The following is a 15,025-nucleotide window of genomic DNA, read 5'->3' as shown; positions in this document are numbered from 1 at the left end:
ATGGGAAAGCCTTGAGGAATGTGGTAGTCAATCTCGTTTCCACGCGGAGAGTGGTTGTCGAGACAGGTCAAATTAACACGCAATCGTCATCCCCGCGCAGGAGGCTGTCGCAAAAGCCTCCGGAAACCTCGTTCCCATGCTCTGCGTGGGAATGAAGTATGCGCTGAAACTTACAATTCCGGCGACCAGATTAAGGTTGCAAATACACCTCGTGGTTCCTCAATATAACCATTTGCTGTTGAGTATTCTTTGTCCATCAAGTTAACCACTTTAAACTGGGCCTTAAACTCTGGAGTAACTTTAACAGTTGCCCTCAAGTCCAGAGTTCCAAAGCCAGAAAGCCTATTGGTTTCATTATCGGGACTATCCCAAACTGCACCTTGCCCCTTGAAAGTAGTACCTAGCGTCCAACGACCAAAATCTTTATCTGCATTTATTGCAAAAAGCTGCTTGGCCCGTCGGTTTAATGTTTTTCCAGAATTTGTACCATTGCTAAATTCTGGATCAAGAAAGCTAACACTACCGGAAATAGTCCAATCTTGAATGGTCGTTACCCCTGAAAACTCAATACCTTTGATAATGGCATCGGTATTTTCCATGGCAGACTCGCTACCAGACTTTCCGTTCCACAAAAACATGTTAGTCATGTCATTATGATAAATATTTATCGCCCAGTCGGAATTAGAGCCGAACTTGCCTCGAAGTTCGACTTCTGCATTATTAGACGATTCCGGCTTCAAATCTGGATTACCATTCAAGTCCATAAATGCAGGTGTTCTGAAGGCTGTTCCATAAGAAGCAATGAAACGCATATCTTTTGGCAACTCTAGAGCCCAAGAAGCACTCCCGGTTGTTTTATCTCCGTATGCTTCGTTCTTATCGTAGCGACCTGATACTTGCAGTTCATTACTTTCCAAAGATGTGGTGTTTTGAGCAAAAACACCAACATTGTATCGCTCTTTTTCTTTGTAGTTCCTAGTAGAGTCAACTTTATCATTAGAGTAATCAACGCCTGAGGTTAAATACTGATTGTCTGCCCACGCAATATTGTTCACCCAGCCCATTGAATATCTTTTATTTGTCACGGTACTATCACCAGATGTACCGCCAACTTCATCGCGATAATTTCGTTGAAAACCAGCCTCTAAACGGCTATCCCAACTGTCATTTATAGCTCCCGAAACATAGGCATTAACATTGGATGTTTCAAAGAAAGCTGTAGGATAATCGCCGCCATCATATTCAGCTTTTCCTTCCGTATGAGATGCGTTTACACCCACTGTTATACCGTTATCAAAACTATTGGTTAAGCTACCGGAAACAGATTTATTTCGGAATGCGTCATCATCTCCCTCTGAACCCTGCTTTTTAGTAGTACGATCGTAACCTTGAGTTTCAAATAACCGAGCTCCAAAATTAAATCGGGTACCTTCAGACTCACCGCCAAAATTCAGACCATACTCTCCAGTTCCACGACTGCCACCACCAGCTTTGACCGTTAATTTTGGAGCCCCCGTCCCCTTTCTGGTAATGATATTAATAACACCACCTATTGCATCCGCACCATAAAGAGTGGAACGAGGCCCACGAACAATCTCAATACGCTCAATCTGGTCAGGATCCAAATACTCTAATGGAGCTGCACCATCTGCCCCACTATTTAGTTTCTGCCCATCCATCAAAATCAAAGTCTGAGCAGTGGAAGTTCCTCGAAGAAAAACACCCGATTTACTTCCCGGTCCACCATTAGAAGCAATCTGTACCCCCGGAGCCTGACTCAATAATTCAGTAACAGAAGTCGCCTGACTCCGCTCAATCTGTGCACGGTTAATTACTGTAACCGGTGCAAGAGTTTCGTCTACGGTTTGAGACGTTCTCGCAGCAGTGACCACAATCTCCCCCAAATCATAGACTTCTTCTGCTTGTCCAACAGAACTCATAACAGACATTGCAACAGCAATAGAAAGCCCAGAGCGTGCAAATATGGAACGCTGATTAAACGACATTAGTTGCACATCCTTACCGTAAGCGAATGGTCTTAAAACTTTTCTGTGAAGTCAGCCTTCTAGAACTGACTTTCTTCATGAAGTGATGTCTGAGCTGCCATATAGTCTGAGCGACTTGAGCCTGAGCCTGTGCGGACAGCCTGTAACTGACGACAGATCATCTCTGCCCCATCCAGCATTCTGGGAGTGGGTCTGGCAATTACATCACTGGGAACCGAAAACAGTTGTTGTTTCCGGACTGCCTGAAGGTTTTCCCACTGACTCCAGTAGTTCATCAAATCTTTACGGGTTTCCGGAGTATCGCCCCGTGGGTCGGAGCCAATAATGACCTGGGGGTTACGTGAAATCAGGGACTCAATACCAATTTCAGGAACCCGCTCAGACACATCGCCGTATATATTCTGACCACCACACAAAGAGATCACGTCATCAATGACCTGTTCATTACCTACTGTCATCAACGGGGATCGCCAGATTTCAAAGAACACTGAAACGGGCTCGCGCTGGCCATAATTACTCTGCAACGCTTTCAACCGGGTGGAAAATTCATCAACAACCCGGCCAGCTTCCTTTTCGGTTCCGGCCACTTGCCCAAGGCTTCGGATGGCCCGCTCAATGCCAGCAAAATCCACAACATCGATATGAAACGTGCTGATGCCTATAGACTCCAGTTGACGGATAATTTTCTGAGAATTTCCTGCGGTCCACACCACCACCAGATCCGGCTTCATGGCAACGATGGCTTCAATATTCACATTCGGGTAGCCGCCCACATTGGGTAACTTTTTTACGGCTTCGGGAAAGTCGCTGTGCTGATCCACCGCAATCACGCGATCACCGGCACCCGCTGCAAACAGCAATTCGGTAGAGCCCGGAGACAGGCTGATTATTTTGGGTGAACGGGTATTAAGACAGACAGAGCGGTCACTCATGTCCTTAACACAATATTTGATGTCAGGATCACTGGCCTGAGCAGTACTGCAAGGAAGCGAAGCCGCATTTGCCAGAAATAATGCCAGAGCCATTACCAGCAATACCCCGGGCAGCCTGTTTTTCAGTGTCTTGTATTGTACGGAATCTGTTTTCATGGTGCCTGTGAGTCACAACCAATACTCAGGGCGGCACACGCGGCCACTGAACTTTTCAGTGAAAAGAACAGTGTAAAAGGAGATGTTTGTATCCCAGCCGCCGGGTTACCCGCCCGGTTTGAGCCTGCATGCAGGCTGCTTTTTCCTGGAGCCTGTCGGACAGTCTTAAGTCCGACAGGCTCCCTGGGCTTTGCAAAGGCAGGTTTCCTGACTCTGGCGTCATCATTCTCAGCAGCCTTCCCGGAATAACCAGTGACGTATATTGCTGAGAACTCTGCCATTACAGTTGCGGGTACAGTCAGGGTTTTTCACCCCATTCCCTCTTTCAATGTTTTTTATACATTGAAAGCGTCAGTGTCTGATTACTGACGAACCCCTTACAAAGTGGCGTAATAGTAACGAACTCTTCGTTCTGAATCATCAAGAGTTTTCTGTTTTCAACGCTGTTTTTACTTCAGCCGTATTTACACCGGTTAAGAGGTAAGCAGAGCTAACAGGAATGTTAGTGTTTTCCGGGTTACAAGCCTGATATTTTCCAACCAGTATCAAAAATCATGACCAGCTAAATCATAATTGACAGGAGTTCAACGATGGCTACGCCAATAACATCCACAACACAGAATACTGGACATCTACCCGCCCAGACTGGGTCTAATCCAAAGACCTCTGATGGCAATATTAAAAACAGTTCCCCAATCGCAAGGCAGACACAATCGTCAACAGCAGAGGATAGATCTGAATTCCCCCCTTTGAAAAAACGAATTGCCTGCATATTTAAAACCGGGGGCAACTATTTTGCCAGAACCTTCCTGAGCACGGCCATAGCAATCAATACAGCAGGTGTACTCATAGGTGGGCTATTGGGCGCCTGTGCCGGAGTCGCCATAACCGCCCCCCTTGCCGGAGTGGTCAAACTGGTTGAAATACTGACCCGAAAGAACACCGGTTATGGACAGGCCATTCTCAATAACGGTGCCTGTCTCGGGTTTCTGGTGACCGGTTTTCTTACCGGACAGATCTCTGGTGGACTGGGCGTTATCGCGGGTCTTGGCCTTGGCCTGGCAGCCGGTGGCATCGGTTTGGTAAGGGGTGCTTATGATGGTATGAAAGGTGACGTTTCCCGGCTCAGTCAGGAAGGTAAGACACTATCCGACTTTCTGCATTCGATTCCAGACCCGAAGCACTTTTATTCCAGACACCTGAGCAATCAAGCTTTTGGTCAGGTGCGACAAGAGGTAGTGGCAACTTCTCGTGTTTTGCAACATTTTGTCTGGGGGTAGTACCCCCATATTTTCATTCACTCTGAGCGGTCGACAGGTGTCGCCAGCGTAATGGCAACAGCCTGTCCGAACGGAGTCTGAAACTATAAGAAAATTATTCAGTTCTTGCTATTGGAACTCTGCGTCTTCTCCGATGCCTGCCAGAGCACTTCTCCCTCATCCTGAAGTGCACAATGGCGACCCAGTACATACATCAGATCAGACAATCGGTTAACAAACTTAAGCAGTGGCTCATTGAGCTTTTCTCCACTCTCCTGAAGCACTTCATTCAACTCAATGACGTGTCTTTCCGCCCGGCGGGATACGGTTCTGGCCATATGGCAGTAGCAGGAAGACTGTCCTCCTCCGGGCAGGGTAAAGTTTTTCAGCGGCGGCAATGGCTCATTGAGTTCATCAATCAGGGCTTCAATCGCTTTTGTGTGATCTTCCTGAATCAGCTGATAACCCGGCATGGCCAGTTCACCACCGGCATCAAACATTCGGTGCTGGATATCCTGAATTTGTTTCAGTTGATCTTCAGTAACCTCATTTCCCTGCTTCAGGGAGTGGAGCAACATGCCCAGCCAGCTGTTGGTTTCATCCACAGAACCAATGGCGTGTATCCTTGGATCAGATTTTGGCAATGTCTGGCCATCACCAATACGGGTCATGCCCTTATCGCCGGTTCGGGTGTAGATACGGGTTAGCCGGTAGCCTTTTTTTTCAGTCATATCTCTGGTTCTGCTGGTATCTGGTGAATTTTTTGTGGTTCTGTCTCATTGGCGATCTGCCTGAGGCTCCACACCACACAAGTCGAAGATTTTTCTCATATCAAGATGATCTTCGATAGCATCAGCCATGCGGTTAATGCCCTCTTCCCTCAGCTGGTTATAATCGATTCTCAAAGCGTCCTTCAGCCCGGCCCATTGTAAAATAGCGGTGCAGGCATCGGGTTGTTCAAACACACCATGGAGATAGGTCCCAAATACCTGACCATCGTCAGACATTACACCATCCACTTCCTGATCGAGCCTGATTAATGGTTGATTCAGTGCTGGCCCTTTTGTAACACCCGCATGAATCTTATAACCGGTGACAGGAACGCTCTGCTGACCAGGCAGCTGCATAACACCGCTGACCAGCGTCAGCGTTTTCTGACGAATCATCGTGGTCTCCAGATTCAGCAGGCCCAAAGCATCAGAGCTTCCGGCAGCACCTTCAATACCATCAGGATCATGCACTGCCTTGCCCAGCATCTGATAGCCACCGCAGATACCCATCAGCCTGCCACCGTAGCGCAGATGCCGAAGGATATCCTGATCCCAGCCATTCTCTTTCAGGAACTCAAGGTCGGTTCGGGTATTTTTGGTACCGGGAATAATCACCAGATCACATTCCGGGACAGCCTGTCCTTTCCCTACAAAATGAACGTCCACTTCCGGATGAAGACGCAGAGGGTCAAAATCGGTGTGATTACTGGTGCGGGTTAAGATGGGAACCGCTACTTTCAGTACCCTTCCACCGTCGTCCACACGCTGATGGGAGATTACCGCATCTTCCGCTTCAAGGTGTAAGCCGTGAAGATAAGGTAAAACACCCAGCACCGGCTTACCGGTCTTTTCTTCCAGCCATAGCAGGCCAGGTTCCAGCAATTTCACATCACCCCGGAAACGGTTGATAACGAAACCTTTAACACGCTCCTGTTCTGACTCTGAGAGTAATGCCAGGGTGCCATAAAGGTGGGCAAAAACCCCACCCTTATCAATATCAGCAATGATAATAACCGGGCAGTCTGCTTTTTCAGCAAACCCCATGTTGGCTACATCGCCTTCACGCAGATTGATTTCTGCCGGGCTGCCCGCGCCTTCTACCAGCACGGTTTGATATTGACTCTTCAGCCGATGCCATGAACGCAATATGGCCGCCATCACTTCCGGCTTATAGGCATGGTATTCAGCCGCATTCATCTCACCAATGGCTTTACCATTGACGATTACCTGGGCACCAATATCACTGTTGGGTTTCAGCAATACCGGATTCATATCCGTATGGGGTTCCAGTCCAGCTGCAACCGCCTGAAGCGCCTGGGCACGACCAATCTCGCCACCATCTTCAGTAACGGCACTGTTCAGCGCCATATTCTGGGGCTTGAAGGGGGCAACAGAGAGACCATGACGCCGGAAGACACGGCAGAGACCTGCAACCAGGGCACTTTTTCCGGCATCACTGGTGGTTCCCTGTACCATCAGCGTTTGTGTTGAATTGCTGCCCATAGAAGGAATCCAGCCTGTTACCAATAAGTGAACGGCATTATACGGATAGAAAACTCCAGAGGAAAAAAAGCTTGGTCATTCACTGAATTAATTGTTATCTCTGCCATCTAAAAGCAGCGATCCATTGAGTTCACCTTAATCTGTTATTATTCCTCCTTTCATTTATCAACCGGGCGCTGGTGCATGAGTCGTTTCTTCTATTCGCTGCTGTTATACCTGATTTCGCCCCTGGCTATGGTTCGCCTCTTCCTGCGCTCCAGAAAAGCACCAGAGTACTGGCAAAGAAAATCCGAACGCTTTGGTTTCTTTAACCTGCCGCCTTCTGGCAAGCCTGTTATCTGGGTTCATTCCGTATCCATGGGGGAAACCATTGCCAGTGCACCACTGGTCAAACAGCTTCAGAAACGCTACCCGGACCATCGTATTCTGATTACCACCATGACGCCCACCGGCTCAGCCCAGGTTCGAAAAATTCATGGTGACAGTGTCGAGCATATCTATGCCAGCTATGACCTGCCCGGTGCGGTAAAGCGTTTTCTGGATAAAGTAAAACCCGTAGTGGCCATCGTCATTGATACCGAGCTATGGCCCAACACCATTGCTGCGTGCCATAAGCGGCGTATTCCTGTGTTGATCGTCAATGCCCGTCTTTCTGAACGCTCTGCCAGGGGTTATGGCCGCTTCAGTTTTCTCACCCGCCCCATGCTGAAACAAATTGACAGGGTTGCGGCTCAGAACGATGAGACTGCCCGTCGATTTCTGGCGATTGGCCTTCCGGAAAAACAGCTCTGTAACACAGGCAGTATCAAGTTTGATCTGGATGTTTCACCCGAGGTGATTGCAGCAGGCAAGGCGCTAAGAGAAAAATGGCAGGAGGGCATGGGCGATGATATCCACATTTTAGTCGCAGCCAGTACCCATGAAGGAGAAGACCAGCAAGTTCTTGATGCCTTCAAAACCATTCTTGCCGATGTGCCGAAAATGCGCCTTCTGCTCGTTCCCAGACACCCCGAACGGTTTAACCGTGTTTATCAACTGATTCAGGACAACCAGCTATCCGTTGTCCGCCATAGTCTGGGCACTCAGCCACAGGAAACGACCCGGGTCATCCTTGGCGACACCATGGGTGAAATGATGAAGCTGTTTGCCGCATCCGATATTGCCTATGTCGGTGGTAGTCTGGTGCCTACCGGTGGCCATAATATGCTTGAGCCTGCGGCACTGAACCTCCCGGTGCTTTCAGGCCCTCATGTTTTTAACTTTGCAGAGATCAGTGATTCACTGGTTAAAGCGGGTGGTTTGAAAATTGTCAGCAGCAGTGAAGAACTGGCTCAGGAAACCATCCGGTTGATTCAGAATAACAATGAATATGAGGAAATGAGTCGTCACGCGGGGGAGTTTGTGAGTGCCAACCGTGGAGCCCTCGACAGAGTGCTCACATTAGTCGGCCAGTTGGTCAATACTGAATAACGAGATTAAGCCAAGGGCCGTGGCCTGACATCCGTGCTGGATGACTTGGTCGCCAGCATTGAATCTACAGCAGGGTCAATATTCAGGCGGCTACCATCCACAAAGTAATAGTCACTGCCAGATTGCAACCCTTGAATGGAGAGCTTGCCAAGAATCTTGTTCATAATCACCTGCTGCTCCTGCAGATCCTCAGCAGCAAAGGTTTTCAGGAAAGCTTCTGCCAGTGAGCAGCCCTCATCCACATATCCCTTCATTCTGCCTTCAGTGCTCTTGGTATGCTCATCCATGACGTCGTCATCCATAACCGAGTGTTTATTCAGTATAGAAGAGCGAATTCAGCATCAGCCTCATTAAACAGGCTTTATTTCCCCATATAACAACGGCTCCAGATGTCTCCTCGTTCCCACGCTCTGCGTGGGAATGCATACGGGACTGACCGTGACCCCAGGACTTTCTGATAGTCCGTAGTCGGAATGCCACAACACGTGAAACGAGGCATAGTCCAACGCTATCTGGAGGTTCCGGAGTTTTACTCTGATTATTTCATGTGCGGTGGGTGCGGTATGCATTCCCACGCAGAGCGTGGGAACGAGGGGGTAAAATCAATAATTAACCGCGACACTCACTGGGTACGGACAACTCATTACTGCCATCAGTCATCCACTCATTCAGCTCTTCAAGATCTGCCGGGCTGAGCGTACCCGCAGCCTGCTTGAGCTTCAGCGTGTTGACGATAAAGTCGTAGCGAGTGTTCAGGTAGTTGCTGATGGAGGAGTACAGCAGCTGCTGGGAATCCAGAACATCAGTAATATTACGGGTACCCACTTCATAGCCGCTCTGAGTGGCTTTCAGTGAGCTTTCCGCAGAGATAATGACCTGACAGTTGGCCTGAACCCGCTCCACATCAGAAGTGGCCGTTCTCAGCAGGTTGCGGGTATTGGCGTTGGTGTCACGCAACTGTTGATCATAGTTTTTCTGCGCTTCCACCAGCTGATAGCCAGCTTGACGGGTTACCGAGGAAGTGGCGCCGCCGGAGAAGATTGGAAGGTCGAACTGAACACCGACAACGGTTTGTTTGCCATCACCAGTCAAATCTATTTGAGCTGCATTACTGGAACTGTAGTTATAACTGGCAAAAGCATTAACGGTAGGTGCATGACCAGACTTACTAGCCTTGACCTTTGACTCAGAAGCCACCAAACCTTCACGAGCTGCTTTCAGCCCCAGGTTATTCACCAGTGCTTTGCTGGCCCATTCATCCGGACGGTTTGGCGCAGGTGCCACCACCGGCATGGCCTTTTCCAGTTGGGCAATATCAGTCACATCCTGATTCACGATAGTGCGCAGCCCTTCATAGCTGACTGATACCTGGTTCTCTGCCTGAATGCGGGCAACACGGGCATTGTCGTAAGCAGCACGGGCATCCAGCACATCGGTTTCTGCAATCAGGCCAACATTATAACGTTCACGAGCCTGATCCAGCTGCTGCTTCAGTGCACGTTCCTGAGCTTTAGCGGTCATCAGGCTATCTTCTGCTCTCAGCGCATTGAAGTAAGCTTCAGCAACACGAAGAATCAGCTGCTGCTGGGCATTGGCAAAAATAGCAGAAGCCTGGACCCCTACGGATTTCGCCTGATCATAGGTGAACCAGCTGTTCATATTGAACAATGGCTGGGTCAATGAGGCTCCCCAGCCGTGGGAGTTATAGTTTTCATCCAGATCTGAACCACTGGTGACTTCTGAAGAGATTTTGTTGTACTGCGTATTGGCAGACAGTCCCAAAGTTGGCAAAAGCGCCGCCCGGCTCTGATTAACCGTTTCCTGAGTCGCTTTCATGGATGCCTGCGCAGCCGCCAGCTGTGCATCGTTATCCAATGCCATATTGTAAATGTCGAGCAGGTTGTACTGAGTGGGCGCAGCCTGCACGTTCGCCTGTACATTTAAGACGGCACCCGCCAGGGCAGCCAGCAGAAATCCTCTACGACTGTTTCGTAACATAATCTTGTGATCCTTGGAAAATTCGCCAGTCAATCAATAACCGGTTCGGCGGCTATCAGACTGGTTCCTGGTTGGGGATGAAATCGCTGTATCAAATTCAGATCAAGGAAATCTACACTAATTTACACAAAAAATGCAGTAGTATAACGACTTCCTCGATGGATATTGCCTCTGTAGGCTAATGAAAAGAGGACGCTATAATAAATATTATGAACAGACACTCGCGTAAGCCAAACTACCATGTCAACCTGGTTCGCCTGCAAGAGGTTTGCGAGGAGAACTACCAGCGGCTTATGCGTTTACTGCCAGAGCTGTCACATCAGGATCACTACCACCTGCCCGTTAACCACCATAAATGTCATACCAGCCATGGGGAATGGCTGATGATTGATGTCATCGAACGGGCACCTTTTACCACATTACTGCAACTGACAATGGATTCCAGCTGGGGGAAATTATTCAAAACACCGGAAGCGGAAGTGCGTCTATACCATGATGTACAGATGGCTGAAGTCATCTTCCGGAAAACGAGCCAGATCATCCAGCCCCGGTACGATTATCCCAACGCCAAAATGCATCAGCCCAACGAGAAAGAGCAGCATAATCAATTTCTCGCACAGTGGCTTGATTATGCATTGCCAATCTGTCGCTCTTATTATCCCGCCGAGACTTGAACAAACGATTCGGAATTAGCTTCGCCAGCCTCAATTGAACTGGATTTTTTTCTGGTTCTTTGATGGGAAGCCAACTTTTTGCCCTATCATGATTATTTTTTCAGGAACCTTTGCGTTATTTTCTGGGCAGAACGCTTCAACAGTTTAAATACCTGCCATGGCTACACCAGGATATGAGCAGGACAGCATTGCAATGTAGGAATTATAATGAGTTTCCCCTCATCGGTATCAAATGTCACAGCCGATTTTTCGGCCGGATGGAGAAATCCAGAACCTCTGGATAATCAGTCTCCGCACTGCTCTGAAGTTAAAGCCGCTGATGTTCATAAAAAGACACCTGCGATGGATATCGCTTCTTATGATTCGTTGTCGCTGAAGCAACGAAAAGTTTCTCTATACCAAAACCAGACATATCTAATGTCGATTTCCACTGACCATACCTACTCTGCAAAACCACCGGCTAACACTTTACTGGATGACAATGCACTTTCTACCCCGACACAGCTGCTGGACACTGGTCACAGCTCTCATATAAAAGAGGATGATTATGATTGGTTACACATTGATAACTCCATTCTTATGGATAATTCCACTATCAGGAGAATCAATCAACTAATCGAAGAATCTACGAAATCAAGAGAATTTACGCAGATAGTCAGTAACTACTACACTCCTGCGAATAATGCTATCAACGAGCCTTACTACCTTTACCTTGGCAAGGTGCTGGGTACCCACGTGCCTGACTGCCCTAACCTTGGTAAGTTCCTGAATCAACTGAGCTGTGGCACCCGCCTTCCCACGTTCACAACCCAGTCTGTAGTACCCAATCCGTCCCTCCCGGATTTATCTGTAACTACGTCTGAATGCCCGTGAGTAGAAATCCGGGCCAATCCGGACATTCAGTAAACTGTCCAGTCTCTTACCCTCCTCTGGAGTCTGTGACAAGGTATACAATTTAACGCCGGTTCATTTTCAATGAGCTCTTTGCCAGCTATCATAGGCTCGACGTTTTTCCGTTTGATAACAAAACGGTGAACGCCTTGGAAAAAATCCCAAGACATCCTCTGCGAGGAATAATTCGTCGTCAGGTTGTGAAAACCAGAAACAAGCCCTGATAATGATAACACCGGTTAAGGCTACTATGATGAGCACCGCCAGAATTCGAGTCCTGCAGATTACCGACCCCCACCTCTTTGCCGATGCCAGCGCAACGCTGATGGGTATCAATACCTCTGCCACCCTGGATGCGGTACTGGCCAAAGTACACAGTGATTTTCAGGCTATTGAATGTCTTCTGGTGACTGGAGACCTGACCCAGGATGACAGCGAGGCTTCCTATCGCCATCTGACAGAAAAACTGTCAACGCTGAAAGCGCCCGGTTACTGGCTCTGTGGTAATCATGACCAACCCGGCCTGATGACGGCGGTTAATCCATCTGCCATGAAAAAGCAGGTGCTTCTGGGAAAATGGCAGATTCTGCTACTGAACACCCGGGTAGATGGCGAAGTGTTTGGTTACCTCAGTGACAGTGAATTAGCACTTCTGGACAGTTATCTGGCTCAGGAGCCTGATAAGCACTGCCTGCTGGCTCTGCACCACCATCCGGCGCCCATCAATAGTCAATGGATGGACAGCAGTATGCTGAAAAACCCGGATGACCTTGCCCTGACACTGTCTCAGCACAGCAATGTCAGAGGCATTATCCATGGCCATGTACATCAAGCCAGGGATTATGAGTTCTGCGGCCTGCCGGTAATGGCAACACCCTCCACCTGTGTCCAGTTTGCCCCTGAATCTGACGAATTTCTTGCCGATACCCGACAACCCGGTTTTCGAGTCCTGGACCTGATGCCTGATGGCCAGATAGAGAGTCAGGTTATAAGAATCAGTGACGAATCCATGAAGATCAATTTGGAATCAAAGGGCTACTGAAAATTCAGTTTCCAGTTAAATTCACAGCTCCGACCGTCGGTTCTTATACTTTTACCATATAAAACCGTAGGTTAAATACCCACCAGCCGCCCCTCTGATGACAGTCCCTCTGTTCTAAAAACTTTCTAGAATTAACAGCTTGGCGCTATATATCTATTTTGTATTAAGAAACCCCTCATCCTTTTCTAGATTTAATAGTAGGAGTCGTAAACATAAGGATGTAGTTATGACCAGAATAAGGTCCATGCAGCAGGATGAATGGGATGATGCCTTCTGGAACGGTAATCATGAGCACCGCAAAGCCAAGGCGCAGAAATCAAGGCACAAAGGGGTAAGATCATCAGCGATCAGCCAGGGTATCGAAGACTACTTTAAGAACAGCAGGTTAAAAAAGACTATATCAGAGCATTATCAAGATATTGTTGATTATGGCGAACCGGGGGATATCGAGCATAAACCCCGAATTTAATCAAACCTCCACCCTCCGGAAAATGCCACATAACGTGGCATTTTTTAATATAAAACCAGCTAAACTCTCATTGCAATTCCTGACTTTAGGGAAGCTGCAATTCAGAATATACCATCGTCGTCCCGCTACACACCGTCATCCCCGCGAAGGAGGGTGTTGCAAAACCCTCCGGACATCTCGTTCCCATGCTCTGCGTGGGAATGCATACCGTACTCGCCACAAGTGAATAACCAGTCTGAAACCCCCACAGGTTCGGACAAGGAGAGGTTTCTCCACATGCGGCCAGATCCGTATGCATTCCCACGCAGAGCATGGGAACGAGGGTTTTGCGACAGGCTCGCAGGCGGGAATGACGGGGTGTTAATTCTCCTTTTTGCGATACCCTCTGAAGTGTTCTATGGAACCCGCTTTGAAAGGAAAGAATAGGAAAGGGTATGACAAAACCAGGAGTCATTAAACGTCTGTGGTCCAGTATGGTGACTCAGATGGTGTTGGTTGTTCTATTGGCTCTGGTGATTGCCCAGGCTTTCAGCTTTGTCATTCTCGGTAATGCCTATCGCACCGTCCTTTCTGATATTAACCAGAAGTCTCAGTTTCAGCAGATTGAATCCCTTGTCTGGTTGCTGGAAAACAACCCTGTGGATGATTATCCAGCCATTCTTGCCGCGGCCAGAACAAAAAATACCTGGTTTACCGTGGATGATTATATCGAGATGACTGACACTGTTTTGCCTTTCTCGATGAATGTGCAGGATAAACGACGGATGCAGCGTTTATTACACCTGATGGGGGACCCGTATAAAGGACGCATATTTGTCAAAGTGGATCATTCCAGTGGCTCAGGTGAGAAAAATAGTGACAAAAAAAGCACCGAATCAGACCGTTGGAAGAACATCAGATCCTGTAATGAGGGGGACAATTGTCAGAAGCCATGGCATCGGCAAATGGTGGAGTCCGGTCACGATGGTGAGGGGCGTTACTACCGGGAAGGGTGGCGGCCTCCTGTGGTGACCAGCCTTCAGGTTTCTGTGCATATGTTGAACGGTTACTGGTTAAACCTGAAAGCAAGGGCGCCTGTAGCGCCGCCTCTGGCAGCAAAGCAAACAGTCATTTTTCTGGTGACGGCAATGGTGCTGGTATTGCTGGCTCTTGCGGTTATGGTGCGCCGTATTACCCGACCATTGCGGATGCTCTCAAAGGCATCCGTTCGCCTGGGGATGGGCGAGAAGGTCGAGCCATTACCGGAAACAGGCCCTGCTGATCTGAGGGAGACCATTCGGGCCTTTAACCAGATGAATGACCGGTTGCAGCGTTTTGTTTCGGACCGTACCCGAATGCTGGCTGCGCTGTCCCATGATCTGCGCACACCCATCACCAGCATGCGGCTTAGAGTTGAGCTGATGCCAGAAAGCCACGATCGTGATCGGTTGCTGGAAACATTGGAGGAGATGCAGCAGATGTCTGAAGCAACACTGGCATTTATGCGTCAGGCATCGGACAACGAAGTGACCCGGCAGGTGGATTTAAATGCCATGTTAGGGAGCCTCTGCGATGACCTCGCAGAGATAGGGCAGGCCGTGAATTTTCAGGAAACCAGTGAGACCATCATTCGCTGCCGCCCGGTGAGCCTGAAACGGGCCCTGAGAAACTTAATTGAGAATGGCGTCAAATATGGCCAGAGTGTTGATGTGAGTCTTGCCCTGTATGACCAGAATGGTGCTGAAAAGCCGGGGCAGCACGTTGTCTCTGTTATTATCCGGGATTGTGGTCCTGGTATCCCTGAAGCAATGATGGAACAGGTGTTTGAACCCTTTTTCCGGCTGGAAGGCTCGAGAAATCGTGATACGGGGGGCAT

The 15,025-nt window shown here is 48.6% G+C and carries 13 protein-coding genes and 1 riboswitch; of the genes, 7 read left to right on the top strand and 6 right to left on the bottom strand.

Annotated features, from left to right (window positions below):
* Positions 1-170 precede the first annotated feature (170 nt).
* Positions 171-2,006: a TonB-dependent receptor domain-containing protein gene (locus RM811_RS01360; protein ID WP_402520025.1), complete on the bottom strand. Its 1,836-nt coding sequence runs from the start codon at positions 2,004-2,006 to the stop codon at positions 171-173.
* Positions 2,007-2,065: 59 nt separating this feature from the next.
* Positions 2,066-3,094: a cobalamin-binding protein gene (locus tag RM811_RS01355; protein ID WP_402520023.1), complete on the bottom strand. Its 1,029-nt coding sequence runs from the start codon at positions 3,092-3,094 to the stop codon at positions 2,066-2,068.
* 179 nt (positions 3,095-3,273) lie between these two features.
* Positions 3,274-3,462: riboswitch (cobalamin riboswitch) on the bottom strand.
* Positions 3,463-3,684: 222 nt separating this feature from the next.
* On the opposite strand from RM811_RS01355, the gene RM811_RS01350 reads away from it, so the two are divergent.
* Positions 3,685-4,374: a hypothetical protein gene (locus tag RM811_RS01350; RefSeq protein ID WP_402520021.1), complete on the top strand. Its 690-nt coding sequence runs from the start codon at positions 3,685-3,687 to the stop codon at positions 4,372-4,374.
* Between the two features lie 98 nt (positions 4,375-4,472).
* Here RM811_RS01350 and RM811_RS01345 read toward each other — a convergent pair whose 3' ends face one another.
* Entirely contained in the window at positions 4,473-5,084 is a 612-nt protein-coding gene (locus RM811_RS01345; RefSeq protein WP_402520019.1) for a cob(I)yrinic acid a,c-diamide adenosyltransferase, read from the bottom strand.
* 45 nt (positions 5,085-5,129) lie between these two features.
* Positions 5,130-6,626, bottom strand: coding sequence for a cobyric acid synthase (locus RM811_RS01340; RefSeq protein WP_402520017.1), 1,497 nt, complete (start codon positions 6,624-6,626; stop codon positions 5,130-5,132).
* Between the two features lie 183 nt (positions 6,627-6,809).
* Here RM811_RS01340 and waaA point away from each other — a divergent pair, with 183 nt between their 5' ends.
* Positions 6,810-8,096 carry a lipid IV(A) 3-deoxy-D-manno-octulosonic acid transferase gene (gene waaA, locus RM811_RS01335; RefSeq protein WP_402520015.1) on the top strand — a complete coding sequence of 429 codons (1,287 nt, stop codon included), beginning with the start codon at positions 6,810-6,812 and terminating at the stop codon, positions 8,094-8,096.
* 5 nt (positions 8,097-8,101) lie between these two features.
* Here waaA and RM811_RS01330 read toward each other — a convergent pair whose 3' ends face one another.
* Positions 8,102-8,383 carry a hypothetical protein gene (locus RM811_RS01330; RefSeq protein WP_402520013.1) on the bottom strand — a complete coding sequence of 94 codons (282 nt, stop codon included), beginning with the start codon at positions 8,381-8,383 and terminating at the stop codon, positions 8,102-8,104.
* Positions 8,384-8,705: 322 nt separating this feature from the next.
* The gene (locus RM811_RS01325) at positions 8,706-10,094 is read right to left on the bottom strand and encodes a TolC family outer membrane protein (RefSeq protein ID WP_402520011.1); all 1,389 of its coding nucleotides are present in this window, start codon (positions 10,092-10,094) and stop codon (positions 8,706-8,708) included.
* A gap of 209 nt (positions 10,095-10,303) precedes the next feature.
* Between RM811_RS01325 and RM811_RS01320 the strand changes: the two genes are divergently transcribed.
* The 5 genes from RM811_RS01320 to RM811_RS01300 all read left to right on the top strand — a co-directional run.
* Positions 10,304-10,768 carry a DUF1249 domain-containing protein gene (locus RM811_RS01320; protein ID WP_402520009.1) on the top strand — a complete coding sequence of 155 codons (465 nt, stop codon included), beginning with the start codon at positions 10,304-10,306 and terminating at the stop codon, positions 10,766-10,768.
* Positions 10,769-10,975: 207 nt separating this feature from the next.
* Positions 10,976-11,641, top strand: a complete 666-nt coding sequence (locus tag RM811_RS01315) for a hypothetical protein (protein ID WP_402520007.1) — start codon at positions 10,976-10,978, stop codon at positions 11,639-11,641.
* Positions 11,642-11,885: 244 nt separating this feature from the next.
* On the top strand, positions 11,886-12,701 hold the full coding sequence (cpdA, locus tag RM811_RS01310) for a 3',5'-cyclic-AMP phosphodiesterase (protein WP_402520005.1): 816 nt from the start codon (positions 11,886-11,888) through the stop codon (positions 12,699-12,701).
* Positions 12,702-12,927: 226 nt separating this feature from the next.
* Positions 12,928-13,170 (top strand): hypothetical protein, encoded by a 243-nt coding sequence (locus tag RM811_RS01305; RefSeq protein WP_402520003.1) that lies wholly within the window; start codon positions 12,928-12,930, stop codon positions 13,168-13,170.
* A gap of 434 nt (positions 13,171-13,604) precedes the next feature.
* A partial coding sequence (locus RM811_RS01300; RefSeq protein ID WP_402520001.1) for an ATP-binding protein occupies positions 13,605-15,025 on the top strand: 1,421 nt, incomplete at its 3' end.

This window comes from Endozoicomonas sp., from assembly GCF_031844845.1.
Classification (GTDB): Bacteria; Pseudomonadota; Gammaproteobacteria; order Pseudomonadales; family Endozoicomonadaceae; genus Endozoicomonas.
The sequence above is the reverse complement of the archived record's forward strand: the minus strand, read 5'-3'. Positions and strand labels throughout refer to the sequence as shown.